Genomic DNA, 23,420 nt, shown 5'->3' on the forward strand with positions numbered 1-23,420 from the left:
AAAAAGCTCTAATTACAGGTTGCCAGTGAATGCTTATCATGAAGTTATTCATTGTTTTACAAAAAAAGAATAATTTATCAATTTATTAAATTTTTTCTATAAAAAACAGCATTGCTTTGCGAACATTTAATTATTATGCTAATAATAATTGTATATTTGTATTGTAAAGCATATAGATACAGAACAGGTTTTGCCGATACTGATGATAGTTATGTTTGCATTATGCCTACAAAAAAACAAAATTACAATCTAATTTATTGGTATATCATAGTTTATGCCAGGTTGTTAAAAAAAATCTTATCAATTAAAATGTTTTAAAACAAGAAGTTGTGAAGGCTGTTGTTTGCCAACTTTTAAATTTTTTAAAGTTATCCAATTAGCCCTGTTTTGATGCTTGTTTATGATGGTAGGTTAGTCCTGTTTAAAATTAATGATTTAATTATATGAATACTGGTATACTGGTACCAACCCTCAACGCGGGATCACAATGGAAGGATTTTCTTGAAGGTGTCGAAAAGCAAAATGTGAAGGTTACCCGCAAAGTTATCCTTGATTCTGGTTCAAAAGACGATACCGTTAAGTTAGCCAAAGAATACGGTTTTGAGGTATTTACCATCGATAAAAAAGATTTTGATCATGGTTACGCAAGGCAGCTTTTGGCTGACAAGCTGCCCGACGTTGATGTGTATATTTATATGACCCAGGATTGTGTGTTAGCCCAGGAAAATAGCATCAGCAACCTGCTTAACGCCTTTAACGATGAGAAAGTTGGTATAGCTTACGGCAGGCAGTTACCACGTAAGGAGGCTGGATTGCTCGAATCGCATGCAAGGTTATTCAATTATCCTGCAATTTCGAGGGTTAAATCTTTTGAAGATAAGGATACAATGGGAATTAAAACCGCCTCATGTTCAAACTCATTCGCTGCCTATCGTAAGGAAGCATTATTGCAAGCCGGAGGGTTTCCGAAGAACAGTATCTTTGGTGAAGATGTGATAGTTGGTGGTCAGATACTTATTAATGGTTGGAAAATTGCCTACGTTGCTGATGCCGAAGGCTATCACTCGCATGATTATAGCATTAAAGAAGAATTCAAACGTTATTTTGATATCGGCGTTTTTCATAAAACTAACTATTGGCTTATTGATAATTTTGGTCAGGCTACAGGTGAAGGTGTTAAATACATAAAATCCGAATTGCAACTACTTCTTAAGAAGAATCCGTTGCTTTTGCCGAAAATGGTAGGTTCAACTTTTGCAAAATGGTTTGGCTACAAGCTTGGCATGAACTACCAAAAATTATCACATAACAGGCGCCGTAGTTTTTCAATGCACAGAAGTTACTGGGACAAACAAAAAGCATAACCACGATATATCTATACTATGAATTACATAATTTTTGGCGGTTCGGGTTTTATAGGCACTCATTTAGCAAAACTCATCGCTGATAAATTTCCACAAGAAAAAATTTACAAATACGATATAAATACCAAAGTAAGCTCTGATTATGAGGTTCTTGATGTGCGCAAGGCAATTGATCCGGCTATTGCCGACCTTTCGAACTCAATTATTTATAATCTGGCTGCGGTACACACTACTCCGGGGCATCCTGATCATGAGTATTTTGAAACCAATATATTCGGGGCTGAAAATGTGTGTAATTTTGCGCGGAAAAATGGTATTAACAGAATTGTATTTACCAGTTCGATAGCTCCGTATGGTCCATCAGAAGAGTTAAAGGAAGAGACTACTTTGCCGATGCCTAACTCGCCATACGGCATATCAAAATTAACAGCCGAGTATATTCATAAAATTTGGCAGGCCGAAGATCCGGTAAACCGGAAGTTAACCATTGTACGGCCAGGTGTTGTTTTTGGTAAATCAGAAGGCGGTAACTTTACCCGTTTGTATGGTTCATTAAAAAAGAAAATGTTTTTTTACCCCGGCCGTAAAGACACGATCAAGGCTGCGGTTTATGTAAAGGATGTAGCCAGGGTACTATATGAAACATCCATCAAAACAAATTCGGAAGTTGAAACTTATAATCTGAGTTATTATCCTGCACCTACCATCGAAGAGATTTGTACAACAATTGCTGATGTTACAGGTGTGGCAAAGCCCAAGCTGGTTGTACCAAGTGGTTTACTTAAAAAAACAGCCGGTGCTGTTTACTATGCCGGCCGCACATTAGGTAAAAAGATAAACGGAATACATCCGGACAGGGTAAAAAAGTTGATGATATCAACTAATATATCAGGAAAAAAACTTAGCGAATCACCTTATAAATTACAATATAGCTTAAAAGAAGCTATAGAGGATTGGTTTAAAGATTGCGAAAAGCAAGGCTTATCTTAATAGTAAGGCTATCTGTAACCATCTCAATTTAAACTTTATTATTGAACAATTTTCACATACAAAACTCATGAAAAAAAAGGCCCTAATAACAGGTATAACTGGTCAGGACGGTGCATATCTAACAGAACTCCTGCTTTCTAAAGGATATGAAGTACACGGTATAAAGCGTAGAAGCTCACTTTTTAACACCGATAGGATTGACCATTTATACCAGGATCCGCATGATACCAATAAGAACCTTATTTTACATTATGGCGATTTAAGTGATAGCACTAACCTTATCCGTATCATTCAACAGGTACAGCCTGATGAAATTTATAATTTAGGTGCAATGTCACACGTAAAGGTAAGTTTTGATACACCAGAATATACTGCTAACGCTGATGGTATCGGAACGTTACGTTTATTAGAAGCCATCAGGATTTTGGGTTTAGAGAAAAAAACAAAAATTTATCAAGCTTCAACTTCTGAGCTATACGGTTTGGTACAAGCTGTGCCGCAATCAGAAACAACTCCTTTTTACCCACGCTCGCCTTATGCGGTTGCAAAAATGTATGCTTACTGGATTACCGTAAACTACCGTGAGGCTTATGGTATTTATGCTTGTAATGGCATCCTGTTTAACCACGAAAGCCCTTTACGTGGTGAAACCTTTGTAACCCGTAAAATTACACGCGCAACAGCAAAAATTGCCATGGGCTTACAGGAAAAATTGTACCTGGGTAATCTTGATGCACAACGAGATTGGGGCCACGCTAAAGATTATGTTGAAGCGATGTATTTAATATTGCAGCAGGAAGTTGCTGAAGATTATGTTATTGCAACAGGAGTAACCACAAGGGTAAGAGAATTTGTAAGAATGGCTTTTGCCGAAGTGGGTATAACCATCGAATTTAAAGGCGAAGGCATTAATGAGGTTGGTTATGTTGTAAGCTGCAGTAATCCTGATTTCCAAATTGAAGAAGGCAAAGAAGTGGTTGCTGTTGATGCCGCCTACTTTAGGCCAACTGAGGTTGATCTGTTAATTGGTGATCCAACAAAATCAAAAACCAAATTGGGTTGGGAACCGAAATATGATCTTAAAGGTTTGGTTAGCGAAATGGTTGCCGCTGATGTTGAAAACTTCCGTCGCGAAAAATTATTGAAAAGCTCTGGTTACACTATCAAAAATCAGTTTGAATAATAATGGATAAATCAGCTAAAATATATATAGCGGGCCATCGTGGCATGGTTGGGTCAGCTATTCATCGTAAGCTTGTAAACGAGGGATTTAATAATATTGTTACCCGTTCATCATCAGAATTAGATCTGCGCAATCAGCAACAGGTGGCAGATTTTTTTGATGAAGAAAAACCCGACTATGTTTTTTTAGCCGCTGCAAAAGTTGGGGGCATTGTTGCCAACAATACTTACCGGGCCGATTTTTTGTATGAAAATTTGCAGATCCAGAATAACGTGATTCATAGCAGTTACCTTAATGGTGTAAAAAAGCTGATGTTTTTGGGATCGAGCTGCATTTATCCAAAGCTTGCACCCCAACCATTAAGTGAAGATTATTTATTAACCGGCCCGCTTGAACAAACTAACGAGCCGTATGCTGTAGCCAAAATAGCCGGTATAAAAATGTGCGATGCCTATCGCGCGCAATATGGTTGTAACTATATATCAGTTATGCCTACCAACTTATACGGTTACAATGATAATTATCATCCTCAAAATTCGCATGTACTACCGGCCCTCATCCGCCGCTTTCATGAAGCCAAAACCCAAGGTTTGGCCCAAGTTATCATTTGGGGAACAGGCACGCCAAAACGCGAGTTTTTATTTGCCGATGATCTGGCCAATGCTTGCTATTACTTGATGCAGAATTATGATGAAGAAGGCCTGGTGAATATTGGTACAGGAGAGGACATCTCCATCAAAGATCTTGCTTTGTTGATCAAGCAAATAGTTGGATATGAAGGTGAAATTAACTTTGATACCACGAAACCTGATGGTACACCACGTAAATTAATGGACGTATCCAAACTACACAGTAAGGGCTGGAAGCACACAATTGAACTGGAGGAAGGAATTAAATTGGCTTATGGTGATTTTATAAGCAAACTTGAAAGTAGCGCTGTAGCTTAACAAGTCACCAATTGATTTAACCTTTTTATTATATGATAAAAAAAATTATTATCACTGGCGGTGCTGGTTTTATCGGCTCACACGTGGTTCGCAGGTTTGTGACCAGGTATCCCGACTACCTGATAATTAATCTGGATGCACTAACCTACGCCGGTAATCTTGAAAATTTAAAAGATGTTGAGAGTGCTCCGAATTACGTTTTTGACAAGGCAGATATAACAAACAGAGAGCAGATATCTGCTGTTTTTGATAAATATGGGGTAACCGATGTTGTACATCTTGCTGCCGAATCTCACGTAGATAGGTCAATTCTTAGTCCTATGGACTTTGTTTACACCAACGTTATCGGCACTGTAAACCTTCTGGAGGTTGCAAAGCAAAAATGGGCCGGTAATTATGAAAATAGCCTGTTTTACCATATATCAACCGATGAAGTTTATGGTGCTTTAGGCGAAGAGGGTTTATTTACTGAGGAAACGAGGTACGATCCGCATTCACCATATAGCGCAAGCAAAGCGGCTTCTGATCATTTTGTGCGTGCTTATCATGACACGTATGGTATGAAAGTGGTGGTTTCAAACTGCTCAAATAACTACGGTCCGTATCATTTTCCCGAAAAATTGATACCATTGATGATAAACAATATCATCAATAATAAACCTTTGCCGGTTTATGGTGATGGAAAATATACACGCGATTGGCTTTTTGTAAAAGATCATGCGATAGCTATTGATTTAATTTTTAATCAAGGCAAAATAGGCGATACATATAATATCGGTGGTTTTAACGAATGGAAGAATATCGACCTGGTTAATTTACTGTGTAAACAAATGGACGAGAAGCTTCTGCGGGAGCCAGGAACCAGCGCACAGCTGATCACGTATGTAAAAGATCGTCCGGGGCACGATAGGCGCTACGCCATTGATGCTACAAAAATTAATCGGGAGCTTGGCTGGAAACCGTCGGTAACTTTTGAACAGGGCCTTTCTGAAACTATTGATTGGTTTTTGGAGAACAAAACCTGGCTAAACAACGTTACAACGGGGTCATATGCCAGCTACTATGATTATCAATACGAAAATCGTTAAACAAATACCGCTAATAGCATGACAATTACAACCACTCCGCTTGAAGGGTGTATAGTAATAACCCCTCGCGTATTTAATGACGACAGAGGCTATTTTTTTGAAGCCTATAACACGCAGCATTTTAATAATGCAGTTGGCTATGAGGTTAATTTTGTTCAGGATAATCAATCTTCGTCATCATACGGGGTGTTTAGAGGCCTACACCTTCAAAAGGGTGAGCATGCTCAAGCCAAGTTGGTTAGGGTAACTAAAGGCCAGGTTTTGGACGTAGCAGTTGATTTAAGAAAAGGATCATCAACTTTCGGACAGTATCATTCTGTGTTGCTATCGGAAGAGAACCATCAGCAATTTTTCATCCCCCGTGGATTTGCTCATGGCTTTATCGTACTAAGTGATATTGCTATTTTTCAATACAAATGCGATAATTTTTATAATAAAGAATCGGAAGGTGGTTTACATTATGCTGATCCTAATTTAAATATTGATTGGGGAATACCTAATGCTGATATTTTGGTATCAGATAAAGATCGCGAATTACCCTTTTTGAAAGATGCAGGCGATTTTGGCTTTTGATCATCATTTTATCTGCTATAATAATAACAACTCCTTATGGAAAACATTTTAGTTTTCGGTGCAGCAGGCCAACTTGGTCAGTGTTTAAAAAAAGTGGCTTTATCAAGTGGTATTACATCAATAGTGTTTTTACCGGAAGCAAAAGCAAATATTTTAAATGAAGCTTTACTTAGCCAGGTTTTTGAGCAATATAAGCCAACCCATATTATCAATTGCGCGGCTTATACTGCGGTTGATAAGGCCGAAGATGATATTGAGCAAGCACGCAGCGTAAACAAAACCGGTGGTAAAAACCTGGCTGCACAATGTAAAGCACATGGCACTATAATGGTGCATATATCAACAGATTTTGTTTTTTCAGGTGATACGTCTACACTTTTAACTGAAAATGATGCAACAGAGCCGATAAGTATTTACGGCCTAACAAAGTTAGAAGGCGAGCATGATATTGTAGCTACACTGCCGGAGCATTACATTATCCGCACCAGTTGGCTTTATTCTGAGTACGGAAATAACTTTGTTAAAACCATGCTGAAATTAGGCGCCGAAAGAGACGAACTTAAAATTATTGCTGATCAGATAGGTACGCCAACTTACGCAATTGATTTGGCTGCGGCTATTTTAAAAATTATAACATCAAATAGCGGTAATTATGGTATCTATCACTACAGCAATGAGGGGGTAACATCCTGGTATGATTTTGCTAAAGGAATATTCGATTTATCCGGAACGCAGGTTAAAGCTTTTCCTATCCGCACAAGCGAATATCCAACCAGGGCCAAGAGGCCGGCGTTTTCTGTAATGGATAAAGCAAAAATAAAGGAAACGTTTAGCCTGGAAATTCCGTATTGGCGTGATAGTCTTATTGTTTGTCTTAATGCACTCGAGGCTGCTAAATAATCATTGTAAAACACTTATACTATGAAAGGAATTATTCTTGCCGGCGGTTCAGGAACCCGTCTTTATCCTATAACCAAAGCCATTAGTAAACAACTAATGCCTATTTACGATAAGCCAATGATCTATTATCCGCTGTCGGTTTTAATGCTGGCCGGGATTAATGAAATATTGATCATTACCACGCCCGATGATCAGGCCGGGTTTAAGCGTTTATTAGGCGATGGCAGCGAACTCGGCTGTAAATTTGAATTTGCTGTACAGGAAGTGCCTAATGGCCTTGCACAGGCTTTTGTAATAGGGGCCGATTTTATTGGTAACGACAAGGTAGCTTTGGTGTTGGGTGATAACATCTTTTACGGCTCAGGTTTTAGTAAGCTTATTCAAAGTTTTAATGATGTAAACGGGGCTGCAATATTTGCTTATCCTGTGGCTGATCCTGAACGTTACGGCGTAGTTGAATTTGACAAAGATTTCAAGGCGCTTTCTATCGAAGAGAAACCCCTAGCTCCTAAATCAAACTACGCAGTTCCCGGACTTTATTTTTATGATAACCAGGTTGTTAAAATTGCAAGTGAGATACCTGCTTCACCAAGGGGCGAGTATGAAATTACCGACGTAAATAAGGTTTACCTTGAAAAAGGTGAGTTATATGTAGGTGTAATGGACAGAGGAACCGCATGGCTGGATACCGGTACTTTTGATTCGTTAAGCGATGCTTCAGAGTTCGTGAGGGTGATTGAAAAACGTCAGGATACCAAAATTGGCTGTATTGAAGAGGTGGCCTACCGGATGGGATTTATTGATTACGAAGCGCTTCAGCAGCTGGCTGAAAAATATATAAAAAGCGGCTATGGCATGTATATAAGAAAAATACAACCCTAAGCTTCTGAATAAACACTATTAAAGGTATTTTAAAGTAATAACTTAACTAAATGACCCAGATCAAAAAAATTTGCTGCATTGGTGCCGGCTACGTTGGTGGCCCTACTATGGCTATGATAGCAAAAAAATGTCCTGATATTAAAGTAACCGTTGTTGACCTTAACGAGCAACGTATTGCCGCCTGGAATGATGTCAATGTAGAAAATATCCCGGTTTATGAACCAGGCTTAAGTGACGTTGTTGCCGAAGCACGCGGACGTAACCTTTTCTTCTCTACCGATGTTGAAGCTGCTATCGATGAAGCGCAGATGATTTTCATTTCGGTAAATACCCCAACTAAAACTTATGGTGCTGGTAAAGGCCAGGCTGCAGATTTAAAATGGATTGAACTTTGCGCAAGGCAAATAGCCAAAGTGGCGAAGGATAATAAGATAATTGTTGAAAAATCTACTTTGCCGGTACGCACAGCGAGCGCTATAAAAGATATCCTTACTCATACAGGTAATGGCTCACAGTTTCAAATATTATCAAACCCTGAGTTCCTCGCCGAAGGAACCGCTGTATCTGATCTGGATTCGCCAGATCGTGTTTTAATTGGTGGCGATAACACACCAGAAGGTCAGGTTGCTATACAAGCCTTGGTTGATGTTTATAATAATTGGATTCCACGCGAACGTATATTAACCACAAATGTTTGGTCGTCAGAGCTGTCTAAACTTACTGCTAACGCGTTCTTGGCACAGCGCGTATCATCTATCAACTCGTTAACAGAAATTTGCGAGAAAACAGAGGCCGATATCAGTGAAGTAGCACGCGCGATAGGTACAGACAGCCGTATTGGGCCAAAGTTTTTGAAGGCATCAGTAGGCTTTGGTGGCTCATGCTTCCAAAAGGATATCCTGAATTTGGTTTATATTGCCCGTAGCTACGGGTTACAGGAGGTTGCTGACTACTGGGAGCAGGTTATAATTATGAATGATCATCAGAAAAAGCGTTTTGCCAATCAAATGATCAAGAATTTATATAACACTGTTAACGATAAAAAGATAGCAATTTTTGGTTGGGCTTTTAAAAAAGACACCAATGATACCAGGGAATCGGCTGCTATTTATGTTGCCGATCATTTATTACATGAGCGCGCCCGTTTATCAGTTTATGATCCAAAGGTATCTGCCGCTCAGGTATATTTCGATCTTGATTACTTAGCTACAAGAGGCGCGGAGGAAAATCGTGCCGGTGTTAACGTAGTTAATGATCCTTATGAGGCTTGCAATGGTGCCCATGCTATCGCGATACTTACCGAGTGGGATGAATTTAACACCTACGATTGGCAGCGCATTTATGATAAGATGTTAAAGCCTGCTAAAATATTTGACGGAAGAAACCTGCTTGATGTAAAAAAACTGAAAGAGATAGGATTTCTGGTTCAATCAATAGGTGCTAATACCGAGGTTTTATAGGTTTTAAAGCCTATAAGGGAGTAAACGAGAGAGGGGGTGTTTCATTTGAAACAACCCCTCTCTCGTTTGGTACATAAGCAAGAAAAATCAACTTATTGCACGGATGAGGCGAAAGTACCAGCGGCTACCGTTTCATTGGTCGATTCATCAACCAATATCAATGAGCCGGTAATGCGGTTTTTGCTATACTCGTCAAATACCACAGGTTGCGTGGTACGCAGACGGATCTTTATCATCTCGTTCATTTTGATATCAGTGTTTTCCTCATTTTTTTTGAGGGTGTTGATATCAAGTTTGTAATAAACTTCTTTTATAATGGCCATCACCTCCCGGGTAGTGGTTTTAAGATAATATTTTGCTCCGGGGCGTGGCGCGCGTGTAGCCATCCAGCAAATCATAGCATCCAAGTCCTGGCTTACTTCGGGTTCGCTTTCATCTTTTACAATCATATCGCCGCGGCTTACGTCGATATCATCTTCCAAAGTAATAGATACTGACATTGGCGCGAAAGCTTCTTCTACAGGCCCCGAATAAGTATCGATAGATTTGATGCTTGAAGTTAAACCTGATGGCAATACGGTAATTTTATCGCCCGGCCTGAATATGCCACCGGCAATACGGCCCGCATAACCACGGTAATCGTGGTATTCATCAGCATGCGGACGGATGACGGTTTGTACTGGGAAACGGGCATCTGCATGATTTTCATCACTGGCTATGTGGATGTTCTCCAAGGTATGAAGCAGGCTGGAACCTTTATACCAAGGTGTATTTTCTGATTCATTTACCACGTTATCACCTGCCAGGGCGCTAATAGGGATAAAGCGGATATCTTTCACATCAAGCTTGCTGGCAAAATCGGTGTATTGCTCAACTACTTTGTTAAATGCATCTTCACTGTAATCAACCAGGTCCATTTTATTTACGCAAACCACAATGTGCGGGATGCGCAGCAATGAGGCGATGAACGAGTGGCGGCAGGTTTGCTCAACCACGCCTTTACGTGCATCAATCAAAACCAAAGCTACGTTGGCGGTTGAAGCGCCGGTAACCATGTTACGGGTATATTGAATATGTCCCGGTGTATCGGCAATAATAAATTTGCGTTTCGGGGTGGCAAAGTAACGGTAGGCCACATCAATGGTGATGCCCTGTTCGCGCTCAGAGCGCAGGCCGTCGGTCAATAACGAAAGATCTACATGTTGCAGGCCTTTACGCTCGCTCGATTTTTTTACAGCCTCTATCTGGTCTTCAAAAATAGATTTCGAATCGTACAGCAAGCGCCCTATCAGGGTACTTTTCCCGTCGTCGACACTGCCGGCTGTAGTAAAACGTAATAATTCCATGTGGTGGTATGTTGTGCTTCGGATAATGGGCATCCAAAGACTTACTGATCAAATTTTAAAAATAACCTTGTTTCTTCCTGTCTTCCATCGATGTATCCGAACGTTTATCATCACTGCGATTACCACGTTCGGTACTACGGGTGGCCGATACCTCGGCAACAATTTTTTCAAGTGTATCCGCGTCAGATTCGATGCCGCCGGTAATAGTGATATCTCCCAGGGTACGGAAACGCATCAGTTTGTTTTCGATGCTTTCGCCATCGCGCAACTGTAAAAACTCAGATGCAGGTAACCAGGTATTGTCGCGGTAAACGGCATCGCGCTGGTGCGCAAAGTATAATGACGGGATGGCAATATTTTCCTGAAGGATATAGTTCCAGATATCCATCTCGGTCCAGTTACTGATCGGGAATACACGGAAGTGTTCGCCCATACGTTTGCGGCCGTTGAAAATATTCCAAAGCTCGGGGCGCTGGTTTTTAGGGTCCCACTGGCCAAACTCATCGCGGTGACTGAAAAAGCGTTCTTTAGCGCGGGCTTTCTCCTCATCGCGGCGGGCACCGCCAATGGCAGCATCAATTTTATGCGTTTCGATAGTATCCAGTAAGGTTACTATCTGCAATTCGTTACGACTGGCGTTAATACCGCTTTCTTCAACCGCGCGGCCTTTATTTATTGATTCCTGTACCGAGCCAACAATTAGTTGTACGCCAAGGTTTTCAACCAGTTTATCCCTGAAATCCATTGTTTCGGGAAAATTATGGCCGGTATCGATATGAATAAGCGGCATTGGTATTTTAGCAGGCCAAAAAGCTTTTTTGGCCAAATGAGTAACCACTATCGAGTCTTTCCCGCCCGAAAATAGTATGGCAGGACGATCAAACTGTGCAACCACTTCCCTGATAATGTAAATGGCTTCCGACTCCAGTTCCTGCAGATGAGTAAGATAATATTTATGCATTGTTAGCTATGAGTACCCTGCTAATTCCACCTAAATAGTAGATTTTAGCAACTGAACTGCAATAATACGTAATTATGACCAATTATAGTGCTATGTAATTGGAATTTAACAAAGCAAGCAGGAGATTGAATTTGCGCTTTTGGGATACGCGTTTGTAAAAAAAGGAATTTAAGCGGAGGGTATTTCTACCACTTTGATCATCTGGTCGATAACATCCGGGGCACCGGCATCAAACCATGTAAAATCCTGATCGCGCCTGAACCAGGTGAGTTGCCGTTTGGCAAAACGCCTGGTGTTTTGTTTGATTAGGGCGATAGCTTCATCGAGGTTGGTTTTGCCATCAAAGTAATCAAACACCTCCGAATAACCTACCGTATTTAAAGCGTTAAGATGGCGATAGGTTAGGAGAGTTTTTACTTCGTCAAGTAACCCTTGTTTTACCATCAAATCTACACGTAGGTTAATGCGCTCATAAAGCTTTTCGCGCGGCATATCCAAAGCCAGTTTAATAATATTGAACGACCTTTTATTAATAGTAGCGTTGCGATATGATGAAAAGGGCTTGCCCGATGTTTCAAAAACTTCCAGCGCCCTGATGAGGCGTTGAGGGTTGTTCAGATCAACCTCGGCATAATAATCGGGGTCAACTTCCTTTAATCGTTCCTGTAAATGTGTTATTCCTTTTTTCTGCAGTTCGAGGTTTAGTTTTTCCCTTGTTTCGATATCGGCTACCGGCAAATCATCAAAACCTTCGCAAATGGCTTTAATGTACAGACCCGATCCGCCAGCCAGGATAACCTTATCATGTGTTTTAAAAAGCTCATCCAAAAGGGCTAAACCCTCCCGCTCAAAATCGCCCACTGAAAAACTTTCCATTACCGAATGCGAATCAATAAAATAATGTTTGGCGGCTGCAAGTTCATCGGCATCGGGTTTGGCAGTACCGATACTCATCTCCCTGAAAAATTGCCTCGAATCGGCAGATACTACAACGGTATTGAAATGTTGGGCAAGCTTAATGGCGGCGGCTGTTTTGCCAACGGCTGTAGGGCCGGCAACAACAATAAGAGTGGGTTGATGAGAAAACTGCATATGCCTAAAAGCGCCATTGCGAGGTACCGGGCAATCCTAAACTATACAGAGCGGCTCTGCTTTTTGGGGATTAACCGGTACCTCGCAATGTACGGGGTGTTGTTATATATTGTAGATATTAATAATCGTCGCCGCCTCCGCGATGAGGTTTTTCATCATCGTCAAAGCCTTCGTCATCGGCAAACTCGTTGCCAAATTCATCCTCTTCTTCTTCCTCTTCCGCTACATGTTTTTCGCCTGGAAGCTCGTCAGTATCGGTAACTTCCGAAAAATCTTCGGCATCTTCAGGGCTGAAGGCCATCTCGTTCAGGAAGTCGAAATCTTCGGTAGTTGGAGGCAATACGGTTGGGTTAAATACATTGCCGAATTGTTTTGGGGCCTCGCCAACCGATTTTACAACCAATGGATAAGTAGTACCTGCTTTCTCATCTAAAATGATCTTCAACAGTTCAACGTGAAAATCAAAAGGGCGATCGAAATTGAAGGTATAATAAAATTTTTGGTGAGGATCATCAATATAGCTTGATAACTTCACTTTGCCCATTAAAGTCACACCACGGTCGGTACGCCTTTGGTTGGGCATAAAAGTTATTTCTTCACCCTTGGTCCATTGATCATTGCTGATGTAAAATGATGAAGAATAATCCGGGCTGTAGCCGGTTGACTGATGAATTGCGCGGTGAAGATCTTCGAAAGTTTGGTTCGATTTAACGTCAATCTCTCTCGTAACGTCATCATAGTCTTCAAAAGTAACCCTGAACCTGTATAGTGCCATTGTTTATAGTGGAAATTTTGGACAAAAATAATGTTTTAATTTAATTTGTGTCAGCCACAACTTTTAAGCCAATTTCTAAACCTTTGGCAATTGTAAAGCTTAAAGCGGCTTCGCGGGTGTTGGGTATTTCGCCCTCCAGTATGGCTTCGCGGATCTGATTTTTGATAATACCAACCTCGCGGCCTTCCCTTAAGCCAAATATGGTCATGATATCGTTACCTGTAACGGGCGGCTGCCAGTTGCGGATGCTATCGCGCTCTTCAACATCTTTTAATTTTTGCTGAACAAGCTCAAAATTGTTACGATATTTTTTGATCTTATATTCGTTTTTGGTGGTGATGTCTGCTTTACACAACAGCATCAGCCCTTCAATATCATCGCCTGCCTCAAAAAGCAAACGCCTCACTGCCGAATCGGTAACGATAGATTGCGCCAGCACAATAGGCCTCAAATGCAGCAGCACTAACTTTTGCACCTGCTTCATTTTTTCATTAAGCGGCAGCTTTAACTGCGCGAATATTTTGGGCACCATGCGGGCACCTTTGTCCTCGTGGCCATGAAATGTCCATCCGTGACCGGCTTCAAAGCGTTTTGTTGCCGGTTTAGCTATATCATGCAAAATGGCAGCCCAGCGTAACCAAAGGTCGGGCGTGGTTTCGCAGATATTATCCAACACCTGCAGGGTATGGTAAAAGTTATCTTTATGCCCTTTGCCATCAATATAATCAACCCCGTAAAGGGCAACCATTTGTGGGAAGATCTTGTGCAATAATTTCGTATCAAACAAATAGTTGAACCCGATTGATGGCACCGGTGAAAGGATGATCTTATTTAACTCATCAGTTATGCGTTCCTGCGAGATAATGCTGATCCTATCGGCAGTGTTTTTTATCGCTTCAACCGCGATGTCATCAATTTTAAAATTGAGTTGGGTAGCAAACCTGATGGCCCGCATCATGCGCAGGGGATCGTCCGAAAATGTTTCATTCGGGTTGAGCGGCGTGCGGATCAGTTTATTCTCCAGATCCTGGATACCATTAAATGGATCGAGTAGTTCGCCGTAGGTATCGGGGTGCAGGGAAATGGCCAGCGCGTTGATGGTGAAGTCGCGGCGTTTTTGGTCGTCTTCAAGTGTACCGTTCTCCACTATAGGCTTGCGCGAGTCGCGGCGGTATGATTCTTTGCGGGCACCTACAAACTCAATTTCCAGGTCGTGGTATTTGAGCGATGCCGTGCCGAAGTTTTTGTAAACCGCCAGTTTAACCTTTAGCGTTTTGGCTACAGTTTCGGCAAAGTCGATGCCGTTGCCGATAACTACAATATCGATATCCTTTGAAGGGCGGTTTAAGAAAATATCGCGCACAAAACCACCTATGGCATAAACCTGTACATTTTGCTGGCCCGCCAACCGGGAAATAACAGAAAATACGGGATGCTTAAGGTGCTGCTGCATGGTTTGTGCTTAAAAACGCTAATAAGGGTACAAAGGTAAAATTAATTGGGGATTGTGTAGCCTGTAGTTGTAAACTACAGATATAACGGTGCGAGGTTTAACAAACATTTAAGAGGGTAGTTGTTGATTTGATATTATATTGAGGCAATGAGAGCGAAGCAAAGCATTGCGATAAAGTAAGCTTTGTTAGTTTAGATACCCTCTGAAGTGGGGGTTAACAGGGGTTAACAGAAATAGGGTTAACATTGGGGTTATCTTATTGATAGTCAATTTGATAGTCTGTTTTTGGTGTTAACCCCCTTAAAATGCAAATTTAGTCTTGTAATTTTCTTTGTGTTTATTTGTAAGTTATTGTTTGTAAGTTGCTTAAGTTGTATTATGGCAGATGCCTGGCATGATTTTACGATCGTATTTCCTTGCGCTCGTTTGTAACGAGAGCTTAACGTGGTTTCGCGATTGTATCGCGCGGTTTGCGTTATAAACGCAAACCCATTTTAAGCGCTCGTTGCAAACGAGCGCAGGATTACTTTGATCTAATCTCTTACCGCCTCAAAAACTCAAACCTCCCATCAGGTGCCAGCTTCATAATAGTTGATGGTGTTTTGATTTCCTTACTATGCTGTTCCAGATCAACTACATAATCAACCCCATCAATAATTTCCTGGTCTATCTGCGAAAAATATTGTGGAGAGGCTTTTCCGCTGATATTGGCTGAAGTAGAAACCAATGGTTTACGCAAACGCTGAATTAGCTGCTGGCAAAAAGGTGTGTCTTTTACTACTCTGATACCCACACTACCATCGGCAGCGATAACGGCAGGCGAAATATTTTTTGCACCCGGCATTACCAGTGTTAAAGGGTTTTCGGCGTATTCAATCAGATCATAAGCCAACGGGTTAACTTCGGCAATATAGCTTTCCAATTTGTTTTCGGTATCCAGCAAAATGATCATGCTTTTGGCTTCGTCGCGCTGTTTAAGGCGGTATATTTTCTGGATGGCCTCGGTATTGGTGGCGTCGCAGCCAATGCCCCAAATGGTATCGGTAGGGTAAAGGATAATGCCGCCTTCCTGTAAAACTTTAAAAGCTTTGGCTACTTCGTCTCTAAGCATGGTTCAAAATATTTTGGTAGAGTTGCATTAACTGCAAACTCAGTTTATTATTAGTAAAATTGGCTGCATAAACGCGGCCTTTGGTTATCATGGTTTGCCTCAACTCGTCATTGGCAAGTACCTCGTTTATTTTCACGGCCAGATCTGTATCATCATCCGGGTTCACATACAGGCTGTCCGGTCCGCCAGCTTCTTCAAGGCACGAGCCTGTGGCAGCAATTACCGGAACGCCCGAATTTAGCGCTTCCAGTACCGGGATGCCAAAACCTTCGTATCTGGATGGATAAGCAAACACTGTTGCCAACTGGTAAATAGCAGGTAACTCGGCAAAGGTAACATCTTTTAAAAAGATTACCCTGCTGGTGAGATTGTTGGAGGTGAGATAAGCCTTTACTTCCTCAGTGTATTTGGTTTGTTTGCCAACCACTACAACCGGAATATCATTATTAGTACCCTTTAAGGCTTTGGTGAGCAACAGCAGGTTTTTACGTTCTTCGATAGTGCCCACGCTCAATATAAATTGATCGGGTAGGTTGTATTTTTCTTTTACTGCCGATTTTTGCTCAACGCTTTGTTCAACAGCGAAAACAGGATCACATCCCTGGTAAATCACTTCAATTTTTTGAGGCGAGATCCCGAGTAACTCCACCAGGTCATCTTTGGTTTTTTGACTGATGGCGATGATCTTATCGGCCACTTTACAGGCATGTTTTACTTTAGCAAGGTAAATACGGAAATTGACAGGGCCGAACTGTTTCGGGTATCGCATAAAGATCAGATCGTGAATGGTTACAACTGATCTGATACCTGTTTTTTCGATGCCCGATGGTAGCTCATGGCTCAGCCCGTGGTATAATTCAATGCCATCGCGAAGCAGATCTTTAACAATACCTTTACTTCGCCACCACGAGGTAAACCATTTGCTTTTTGGTGTTACGGTACGGATGTTCGGAAAATCGACAATAAAATTGAGCCGGGGATTAGCTTTGGCTTTCGGTGTATAAAGATAGAGCGCATTTGCAGAATTGACAGATGCTATGCCTTTAATAAGCCAGCGGCTGTAGTTGCCTAAACCGGTGTTATTATAAAAAGCGCGCTTGGCATCGTATCCTATCTTCATTGTAAGTCTTGAGTCGGAAATTTTAAGTTCTAAGTCGTTCTATAAAATTTAAAGCCATAAGCAAAGACCCGGAAAATTATCCATGCCATCACTTATGACTTTAAACTTACGACTTCAGACTATATTATACCGCTACGTTATTTTCACGCAGTGCATCGTTTAACGATGTTTTCTTATCGGTCGATTCTTTACGGGTACCGATAATCAGGGCGCAAGGCACTTGGTATTCACCAGCCGCGAATTTTTTAGTGTAAGAACCAGGGATCACTACCGAACGGGCAGGGACACGGCCTTTATATTCAACCGGGGTGCTGTGGGTTACGTCGATAATTTTGGTTGAGGCAGTTAATACCACGTTAGCGCCTAATACGGCTTCGTGTTCAACGTGTACACCTTCAACTACAATAGCGCGTGAGCCTAAAAAACAGTTATCTTCAATAATTACCGGTGCAGCTTGTAATGGTTCTAACACACCGCCAATGCCAACACCACCGCTTAGGTGTACATGTTTGCCAATTTGCGCACATGAACCTACGGTAGCCCAGGTATCAACCATGGTACCTTCATCAACATAAGCGCCAATGTTTACGTAAGATGGCATCATGATAACGCCTTTGGCAAGGTGCGCGCCGTAACGGGCAATACCATGAGGTACAACACGTACGCCGGTTTGTTTGTAATCGGTTTTAAGTTTCATTTTATCATGAAACACAAACGGACCGGTTTTAATTTCTTCCATCTGCCTGGTAGGGAAATACAAAACAACCGCTTTCTTGATCCACTCGTTCACATGCCAGCGTGAACCCAGTGGTTCGGCCACACGGATCTCGCCTTTATCTAACCTGTCAATAACGGTTTCGATAGCGTTGGTGTATTCATTGTAATTCAGCAGGTTCCTGTCTTCCCAGGCCTCTTCAATCAGTTTTTTAAGATCTTGCATTGGTAAAATTAAACTTTTGGCAAATTAAAGGATTTTTAGGGAATTATGTTTGATTTTAATAGAATGAAGCCGTCAGAATCAACCTAACTAATTACTTATTGCCCACGCTGCTGCTAAACTAACAGATAGTTGTTGGCTACGTAAGATACCTTACAACTTGTGCCAGGATGCCTGCATTTTGAAAAAAGAACTAAACAACGTTACGAAAACTGATTCCCAGCCTCAATAATACGGCAGGGGGCTTATTAGATTTCCCGAATCGGGGTCGATAATGTGAACCAGATTGAGTAGCACATCCAAAAACCGTATCGAAGCTTTTAGAGTTACCTTGTTATGATAGTCAGTAAAGATGAATTAGCACAAACGTTACGTAGTAAATACCATAACAATCCTGGTTTTTTTGATGGTATAGTTGATGTAATTAATGAGTTTTTTATTCATGATTTTTATCAGCTCTATTCGTTTAAAGAAGAGATTACCAGATTTTTAAAGGCCTACCATATTGAAGGTGTGGGTATAGATGAGTACGGTGAGTTTACAACTACAATTTATCCATTTCAACATCCGCATGACGTTGTGCTGGCACTTTATGCTTTAGGTCAGTACTTGAAATAGCATCAAAGCAAGTGGTTTGTTTATCGATTATTTTGACAAGTTGGGGGTGAATAGGATATAGCAATTAACTAAGCTTATAATTCGGCTTGGTATTGTGATAAATTAGCCAAATATCATTATCTCTTGTATTTTACACGTAAAAACGAAAAATTGCACATATATTATGTGTCATAACTGTGATATCAACATAGTTGATAAAATATTAAATTAGCTGCTTTTAAACTATGGCTCTTGCCGTAGTTGTGATAAGGTTTAGGTTTAGCCTCCCAAACAGCAAGTGTAAGGGAGGCTTTTATTTTAATAACAAAAAGCACAATGGCCGAACCAACGGATTATGATAAGTTACTGAGTGAGGAAAAGAAAGTTTTAAATTCAATAGCCGAGGTAAAGGAAGAGTACAAAAAGGATTTGGCCGAGTTACGAACCGAACTACGGCGTATAAGGAAAGCATTGCTTAGGTATGATAACCTGATGGTTGTGCATGTTAGAGCGGATGACACCGAAAATCCCGATTGAAAAGAGATACAGGTTTTAAGTAAGTGGTTAAAAGATAATCGGGAGTCTTAACAAAATAGCCCGATAAGTCGTATAAGTTAATCAAAGTGAAAATTTACAAGGGTTTTACTTTAATTAATTTATACTATTAAATTTATATCTCCCCCAACAACTACTATGACCGCCCTGATGGTTTCTGCTGTTGCCTTGCTTGTGCTTGGCCTTGTTCTTATTTTTGGCATTTTGTTTTTTAGCGTTGTTAAACATATCCAACGTAAATATTATCCAAGCTGGAAATTTCCCGATTATGTAAGTGTTGGTTATGCCGAATACCTGTTCCGTAAGTTTGTAAAAAGAGACCTGCCTAAATAATAATTTTTTGTTTTGAGTGATAGTGTACTGATGCAATGTAAAGCCATTGTTAATTGGTGATGGTTGTTACCTTTGCATTAGCAGCATTTAATTGCACTTAACGGTATGCCCGAAAAAGAAAAATTAAGAATAGATAAATACCTGTGGGCTATTCGCCTGTTCAAAACCCGCACACTCGCTTCTGATGCCTGCAAAGCCGGCCGGATAAAACTGGATGGTAAAAACCTTAAACCATCGTACGAGGTGAAGCTGGGCGATGTTTACCATGTAGCAAAAGGAATTGAGCGCAAGGTGGTAAGGGTGGTAGGCTTGCTCGAAAACAGGGTGGATGCCAAAACAGCCGTAGGATTTTATGAAGATGTAACCCCGGTTGAACAAACCCAGGCCTTCAAATCAATGTTTCATGCGCCGATGCTTAAACGCGATAGGGGAACCGGACGCCCAACTAAGGCCGATAGGCGTGAGATTGATGATTTGAAAGATAATTTTTTTGAAGAGAAGGAAGAGGAGTAGGAAGTTTGTCTGAACTTGAATTTTAAGGAATTAAGCGAATGAACAGAATGCTAAGCAAATTCGAGAAATTCTTAAAATTCCCCCAAATTCGAGTTCGGACAAAATCAATAATGCTCCTTATGCTCGGTGCTTTCCCACAGTTTAAACGCTTGTATAGCCTCATCGCGCAATAGCTGCTGAAAAGGTAGCTTGCGGTTTTCCATGGCACTTTCCAATTCATCATAAATGAAGTGATCATCAAAGCCTATAGCAGCGGCATCGGCTTTGGTGTTGGCGTAGTAAATTTTATCGATGCGTGCCCAGTAAATAGCACCCAGGCACATGGGGCAAGGCTCGCAGCTGGTATAAATTTCGCAGCCCGATAAATTGTAGGTTTCCAACTCCTGGCAGGCCAGGCGGATCACCGATACTTCGGCATGCGCCGTGGGATCATTAGTGGGCACTACGCGGTTGGCACTGCGGGCTACAATCATTCCGTCTTTTACTATAACGGCACCAAACGGGCCGCCTATTCCCCGTTTAACATTATCCTCGGCAAGCTCAATGGCTATGCGCATAAATTTTTCGTGTGCCGTGTTTTCCATATTGATATTTAGTGTGAATATACGGGAATTTGATATTGGGGTGAACTCTTCTCAAATTGTACCGCTCTCTACTCTAAAATAAAAAACCCCAACCGAAGTTGAGGTTTGATTTTAAAATTTGACAATTTGATAATCTATAAATGATGGGCTATTTTTTAATCGCCTCGCATCTTTAAACTTCAAATCGATGTTATTTTTTGTCTTTAGCGTAAGCTTCGTTAAGGCGTTTTGCAACATCTAAAGTAACATCTAAAGCAGGGTCGCCATAAAGTACAGTTGGGTTGGCTTTTGAATAAGTTAATACCAGTTTGTAGCCTTTTTCTTTAGCGTAAATTTTTACAAAGTCGGCGATTTTATCATATAGTTTAGCGTTTTCTGCAGCCTGCTCATTCTGGAATTCGGCACCGGCATTTTGCGAGTAACCTTGTAATTCCTGTTGTTTACGGGCTAAACGCTGCTCGGTAGCCTGGCGCTGATCGGCGGGTAAAGTAGCTGCATTTTTTTGATACTCAGCAACTTCACGTTGGAATGCCTGGCCACGGCTTTGCAAATCGGCTTGTGATGATTTGCCTTTATCTTCTAAACGTTTTGAAAGGTCTTTAAAGTAATCGTATTTGTTCAGCAACGAATCTGAATTTACATAAACGATAGTTTCTTTTTCAGGGGTTGCTGTAGTTGCAGCGGCAGCCGGTTTATCGGCAGTTTTATTTTGATTACAGGCGGCAATGCTACCTGCAATTGCTAATCCTAAAGTTAGTTTGGTTAAAACTGAAGCACTGGTTTTCATTATACTCTTATCTGAAAATATTATAAAATTTTGACAAAGATAATCTTTCATCACAAGTATCCTAATGCCAAAGCATTTTAAAAAAGGCATGGATGTTGCATTTATTGTTAACAACGTTAAAAAATTGAAGATTGGGGAAATAATTATACTGTACCAGTGAAACTTTATCTGATAAGCGCGCGTAGAAGAGATAAATTTTCGAAAATTGAAATTAATTATTGTTTAATTTTTGTTTTGTAATCAAAGATTAAATTCATGTTAAGTAAATATACAGTCTGTATTAAATCCTCAACTACTTCGCAAATACTCTAATTACTAAAATTTAAACTACTGCTAAACAATGAAGAAGCTGTTTATTTTGCCGCTTTTGTTGATTGTACTATGTAAAAACGCAAACGCGCAGATCTCTTACGGAGAGGAACTACCAAAATCTGTAAGGATAAATATGGGCACCCAGGGCATAGGTGCCGAATTTGCATTCGGTGTATTGCCCGCCGTATCGCTCAGGGCCGGCGCCGATTTTATCCCGGTATCTGCCAATAATGTTTTCAGTGTATCCGGATTTAACTCAGATTCAAGGGCTTCGGCCAGTTTCTCTAACGTTCACCTCCTTGCCGATTTTGTGCCTTTTAAAGGCGCGCCAGGTTTCAGGTTGGTAGGCGGGGCCGGATATTTTGTAAATGCTAAAGGCAAAATAACCATTCAACCCAAAGACAATTATACTTATGGTGATATCCAGTTGAATAAAGACCAGGTAGGTAACCTCAATATGGATGTAAACTGGAAGGGTGTAGCACCATATTTGGGTTTCGGTTTGCTAAAAGCTTTTCCTAACCGCGCTTTTAATGTTAACCTCGATTTGGGCAGCTATTTCCTCAAGCACCCTGATGCAGCCATTACCGCTACAGGTTTACTGGCCGGTAATGAGAGCCAGTCGGCTCAGTTGCAACGTAATTTAAGTGGCTACAGGTTTTTGCCTGTTGTACAGTTAAACTTCAATTTCAAAATATAATATCCTAATACCACATAATACCCTAATTCTGCTATGAACTATCTGAAAAAAGCTTTGTTCCTGCTATTGCTATGCCCGTTAGCCTGCAAAAAACCAACGGAAGATCTGAAAATAGTTGTTGATAATAACATTATTAAATATACCGCGCTCATCCACGTTACCGACGCATTAAACCCTTCGGCCGCGTTAAAAAACGGCACGCTAACCATTACCGGAGATAATGCCGGTGATCTTTATGAAATATCGGGCAAAAAACAGTTTAATATTGTAAATGGGGTTATTACTATTGGCCCTGGGCCTAATGCCATGCCTAAGGATACTTCCGAAACTTATGATGTACAGGTAAATGTACCTGGTTATAATAGCCTATCTAAAAAAATTACTTTTACTAATGGCCAGATGCAACAGGTTGTTAATGTGGCTCTGACCAAAGTAGGAAATAACAGCACCGGCACGCAGCCAGGCAAACCATTGCCGGTTAACGACCAGGTTACCCTGAACTTTACAGGCACCTGCGCCAAACGATCTGACCTGGTGATCCGCCTGAGCATGTACGTGTTTTACCGCGAAAGCGATTCAGGTGCAGCCTTTCAATATTTAGGTTATATGGATAAGGGCGTTATAACTACTACGGCACTCGAAACAGGCAAAAAATACGATTTTCAGGTTACTTATGATGGAAAGGCTTACAATACCAGTCAGCTTTTGGCAGGTACAAACGAAAGCCTCAGCATTGCCATGGGATCTGAAATATGTAATAATTTTTAGGTTAACGATTGATTGTGATTTTAAACCGTTATTGATGCGAGATCAATAGCGGTTTTTTTATGTCTGGGATTACACCGATTTTGACCGTT

General features: G+C 40.9%; 25 protein-coding genes. 15 read left to right on the forward strand and 10 right to left on the reverse strand.

The features are described 5' to 3' along the window. Positions 1–443: 443 nt before the first annotated feature. The 9 genes from AAFN85_RS11115 (at position 444) to AAFN85_RS11155 (ending at position 9,387) form a co-directional block, all read left to right on the forward strand. Positions 444–1,364 (forward strand): glycosyltransferase, encoded by a 921-nt coding sequence (locus AAFN85_RS11115; protein WP_347527315.1) that lies wholly within the window; start codon positions 444–446, stop codon positions 1,362–1,364. An 18-nt stretch (positions 1,365–1,382) separates the two neighbouring features. Then, positions 1,383–2,354: an NAD(P)-dependent oxidoreductase gene (locus tag AAFN85_RS11120; RefSeq protein ID WP_347527317.1), complete on the forward strand. Its 972-nt coding sequence runs from the start codon at positions 1,383–1,385 to the stop codon at positions 2,352–2,354. Between the two features lie 67 nt (positions 2,355–2,421). Continuing rightward, the gene (gmd, locus tag AAFN85_RS11125; protein WP_347527318.1) at positions 2,422–3,537 is read left to right on the forward strand and encodes a GDP-mannose 4,6-dehydratase; all 1,116 of its coding nucleotides are present in this window, start codon (positions 2,422–2,424) and stop codon (positions 3,535–3,537) included. Positions 3,538–3,539: 2 nt separating this feature from the next. Next, positions 3,540–4,484: a GDP-L-fucose synthase gene (locus AAFN85_RS11130; protein ID WP_347527319.1), complete on the forward strand. Its 945-nt coding sequence runs from the start codon at positions 3,540–3,542 to the stop codon at positions 4,482–4,484. Positions 4,485–4,516: 32 nt separating this feature from the next. After that, the gene (gene rfbB / locus AAFN85_RS11135; protein ID WP_347527320.1) at positions 4,517–5,572 is read left to right on the forward strand and encodes a dTDP-glucose 4,6-dehydratase; all 1,056 of its coding nucleotides are present in this window, start codon (positions 4,517–4,519) and stop codon (positions 5,570–5,572) included. An 18-nt stretch (positions 5,573–5,590) separates the two neighbouring features. Beyond that, the gene (gene rfbC, locus AAFN85_RS11140; RefSeq protein WP_347527322.1) at positions 5,591–6,145 is read left to right on the forward strand and encodes a dTDP-4-dehydrorhamnose 3,5-epimerase; all 555 of its coding nucleotides are present in this window, start codon (positions 5,591–5,593) and stop codon (positions 6,143–6,145) included. A 36-nt stretch (positions 6,146–6,181) separates the two neighbouring features. Then, a complete protein-coding gene (gene rfbD, locus AAFN85_RS11145) occupies positions 6,182–7,045 on the forward strand; it encodes a dTDP-4-dehydrorhamnose reductase (RefSeq protein ID WP_347527323.1) in 864 nt (287 codons plus the stop codon). Positions 7,046–7,066: 21 nt separating this feature from the next. After that, on the forward strand, positions 7,067–7,927 hold the full coding sequence (gene rfbA / locus AAFN85_RS11150) for a glucose-1-phosphate thymidylyltransferase RfbA (RefSeq protein WP_347527324.1): 861 nt from the start codon (positions 7,067–7,069) through the stop codon (positions 7,925–7,927). Between the two features lie 50 nt (positions 7,928–7,977). Beyond that, positions 7,978–9,387 carry a UDP-glucose 6-dehydrogenase gene (locus tag AAFN85_RS11155; protein ID WP_347527325.1) on the forward strand — a complete coding sequence of 470 codons (1,410 nt, stop codon included), beginning with the start codon at positions 7,978–7,980 and terminating at the stop codon, positions 9,385–9,387. Between the two features lie 92 nt (positions 9,388–9,479). On the opposite strand, the gene cysN is transcribed toward AAFN85_RS11155, so the two are convergent. The 8 genes from cysN to AAFN85_RS11195 form a co-directional block, all read right to left on the reverse strand. Further along, positions 9,480–10,733 (reverse strand): sulfate adenylyltransferase subunit CysN, encoded by a 1,254-nt coding sequence (gene cysN / locus AAFN85_RS11160; protein ID WP_347527326.1) that lies wholly within the window; start codon positions 10,731–10,733, stop codon positions 9,480–9,482. Positions 10,734–10,788: 55 nt separating this feature from the next. Beyond that, positions 10,789–11,694: a sulfate adenylyltransferase subunit CysD gene (gene cysD, locus AAFN85_RS11165; RefSeq protein ID WP_347527327.1), complete on the reverse strand. Its 906-nt coding sequence runs from the start codon at positions 11,692–11,694 to the stop codon at positions 10,789–10,791. A 168-nt stretch (positions 11,695–11,862) separates the two neighbouring features. Continuing rightward, positions 11,863–12,786, reverse strand: a complete 924-nt coding sequence (gene miaA, locus AAFN85_RS11170) for a tRNA (adenosine(37)-N6)-dimethylallyltransferase MiaA (RefSeq protein ID WP_347527328.1) — start codon at positions 12,784–12,786, stop codon at positions 11,863–11,865. A gap of 118 nt (positions 12,787–12,904) precedes the next feature. Beyond that, positions 12,905–13,561 carry a hypothetical protein gene (locus AAFN85_RS11175; RefSeq protein WP_347527329.1) on the reverse strand — a complete coding sequence of 219 codons (657 nt, stop codon included), beginning with the start codon at positions 13,559–13,561 and terminating at the stop codon, positions 12,905–12,907. A 40-nt stretch (positions 13,562–13,601) separates the two neighbouring features. Beyond that, entirely contained in the window at positions 13,602–15,014 is a 1,413-nt protein-coding gene (locus AAFN85_RS11180; protein ID WP_347527330.1) for an HD domain-containing protein, read from the reverse strand. Between the two features lie 541 nt (positions 15,015–15,555). Further along, on the reverse strand, positions 15,556–16,125 hold the full coding sequence (locus AAFN85_RS11185) for an L-threonylcarbamoyladenylate synthase (protein ID WP_347527331.1): 570 nt from the start codon (positions 16,123–16,125) through the stop codon (positions 15,556–15,558). After that, complete coding sequence (locus tag AAFN85_RS11190; protein ID WP_347527332.1) at positions 16,118–17,245, reverse strand: glycosyltransferase family 1 protein; 1,128 nt, start codon at positions 17,243–17,245, stop codon at positions 16,118–16,120. The genes AAFN85_RS11185 and AAFN85_RS11190 overlap by 8 nt, the downstream gene beginning before the upstream one ends. Positions 17,246–17,369: 124 nt before the next feature. Beyond that, a complete protein-coding gene (locus tag AAFN85_RS11195; RefSeq protein ID WP_347527333.1) occupies positions 17,370–18,185 on the reverse strand; it encodes a 2,3,4,5-tetrahydropyridine-2,6-dicarboxylate N-succinyltransferase in 816 nt (271 codons plus the stop codon). A 333-nt stretch (positions 18,186–18,518) separates the two neighbouring features. Here AAFN85_RS11195 and AAFN85_RS11200 point away from each other — a divergent pair, with 333 nt between their 5' ends. The 4 genes from AAFN85_RS11200 to AAFN85_RS11215 all read left to right on the forward strand — a co-directional run bounded on the left by AAFN85_RS11200 (position 18,519) and on the right by AAFN85_RS11215 (position 20,180). Further along, the gene (locus AAFN85_RS11200) at positions 18,519–18,800 is read left to right on the forward strand and encodes a hypothetical protein (RefSeq protein WP_347527334.1); all 282 of its coding nucleotides are present in this window, start codon (positions 18,519–18,521) and stop codon (positions 18,798–18,800) included. 315 nt (positions 18,801–19,115) lie between these two features. Next, on the forward strand, positions 19,116–19,316 hold the full coding sequence (locus AAFN85_RS11205) for a hypothetical protein (protein WP_347527335.1): 201 nt from the start codon (positions 19,116–19,118) through the stop codon (positions 19,314–19,316). A gap of 156 nt (positions 19,317–19,472) precedes the next feature. Beyond that, complete coding sequence (locus AAFN85_RS11210; protein ID WP_347527336.1) at positions 19,473–19,667, forward strand: hypothetical protein; 195 nt, start codon at positions 19,473–19,475, stop codon at positions 19,665–19,667. Between the two features lie 105 nt (positions 19,668–19,772). After that, positions 19,773–20,180, forward strand: a complete 408-nt coding sequence (locus tag AAFN85_RS11215) for an RNA-binding S4 domain-containing protein (protein WP_347527337.1) — start codon at positions 19,773–19,775, stop codon at positions 20,178–20,180. Positions 20,181–20,284: 104 nt separating this feature from the next. Here AAFN85_RS11215 and AAFN85_RS11220 read toward each other — a convergent pair whose 3' ends face one another. Continuing rightward, entirely contained in the window at positions 20,285–20,764 is a 480-nt protein-coding gene (locus AAFN85_RS11220) for a nucleoside deaminase (RefSeq protein ID WP_347527338.1), read from the reverse strand. A 190-nt stretch (positions 20,765–20,954) separates the two neighbouring features. After that, positions 20,955–21,551, reverse strand: a complete 597-nt coding sequence (locus AAFN85_RS11225) for an OmpH family outer membrane protein (protein ID WP_347527339.1) — start codon at positions 21,549–21,551, stop codon at positions 20,955–20,957. Positions 21,552–21,891: 340 nt separating this feature from the next. Here AAFN85_RS11225 and AAFN85_RS11230 point away from each other — a divergent pair, with 340 nt between their 5' ends. Further along, positions 21,892–22,563 (forward strand): hypothetical protein, encoded by a 672-nt coding sequence (locus AAFN85_RS11230; protein WP_347527340.1) that lies wholly within the window; start codon positions 21,892–21,894, stop codon positions 22,561–22,563. A 33-nt stretch (positions 22,564–22,596) separates the two neighbouring features. Further along, positions 22,597–23,331: a hypothetical protein gene (locus AAFN85_RS11235; RefSeq protein ID WP_347527341.1), complete on the forward strand. Its 735-nt coding sequence runs from the start codon at positions 22,597–22,599 to the stop codon at positions 23,329–23,331. Positions 23,332–23,420 lie beyond the last annotated feature (89 nt).

The organism is Mucilaginibacter sp. CAU 1740 (assembly GCF_039839285.1).
In the GTDB taxonomy this organism is placed as follows: Bacteria; Bacteroidota; Bacteroidia; order Sphingobacteriales; family Sphingobacteriaceae; genus Mucilaginibacter.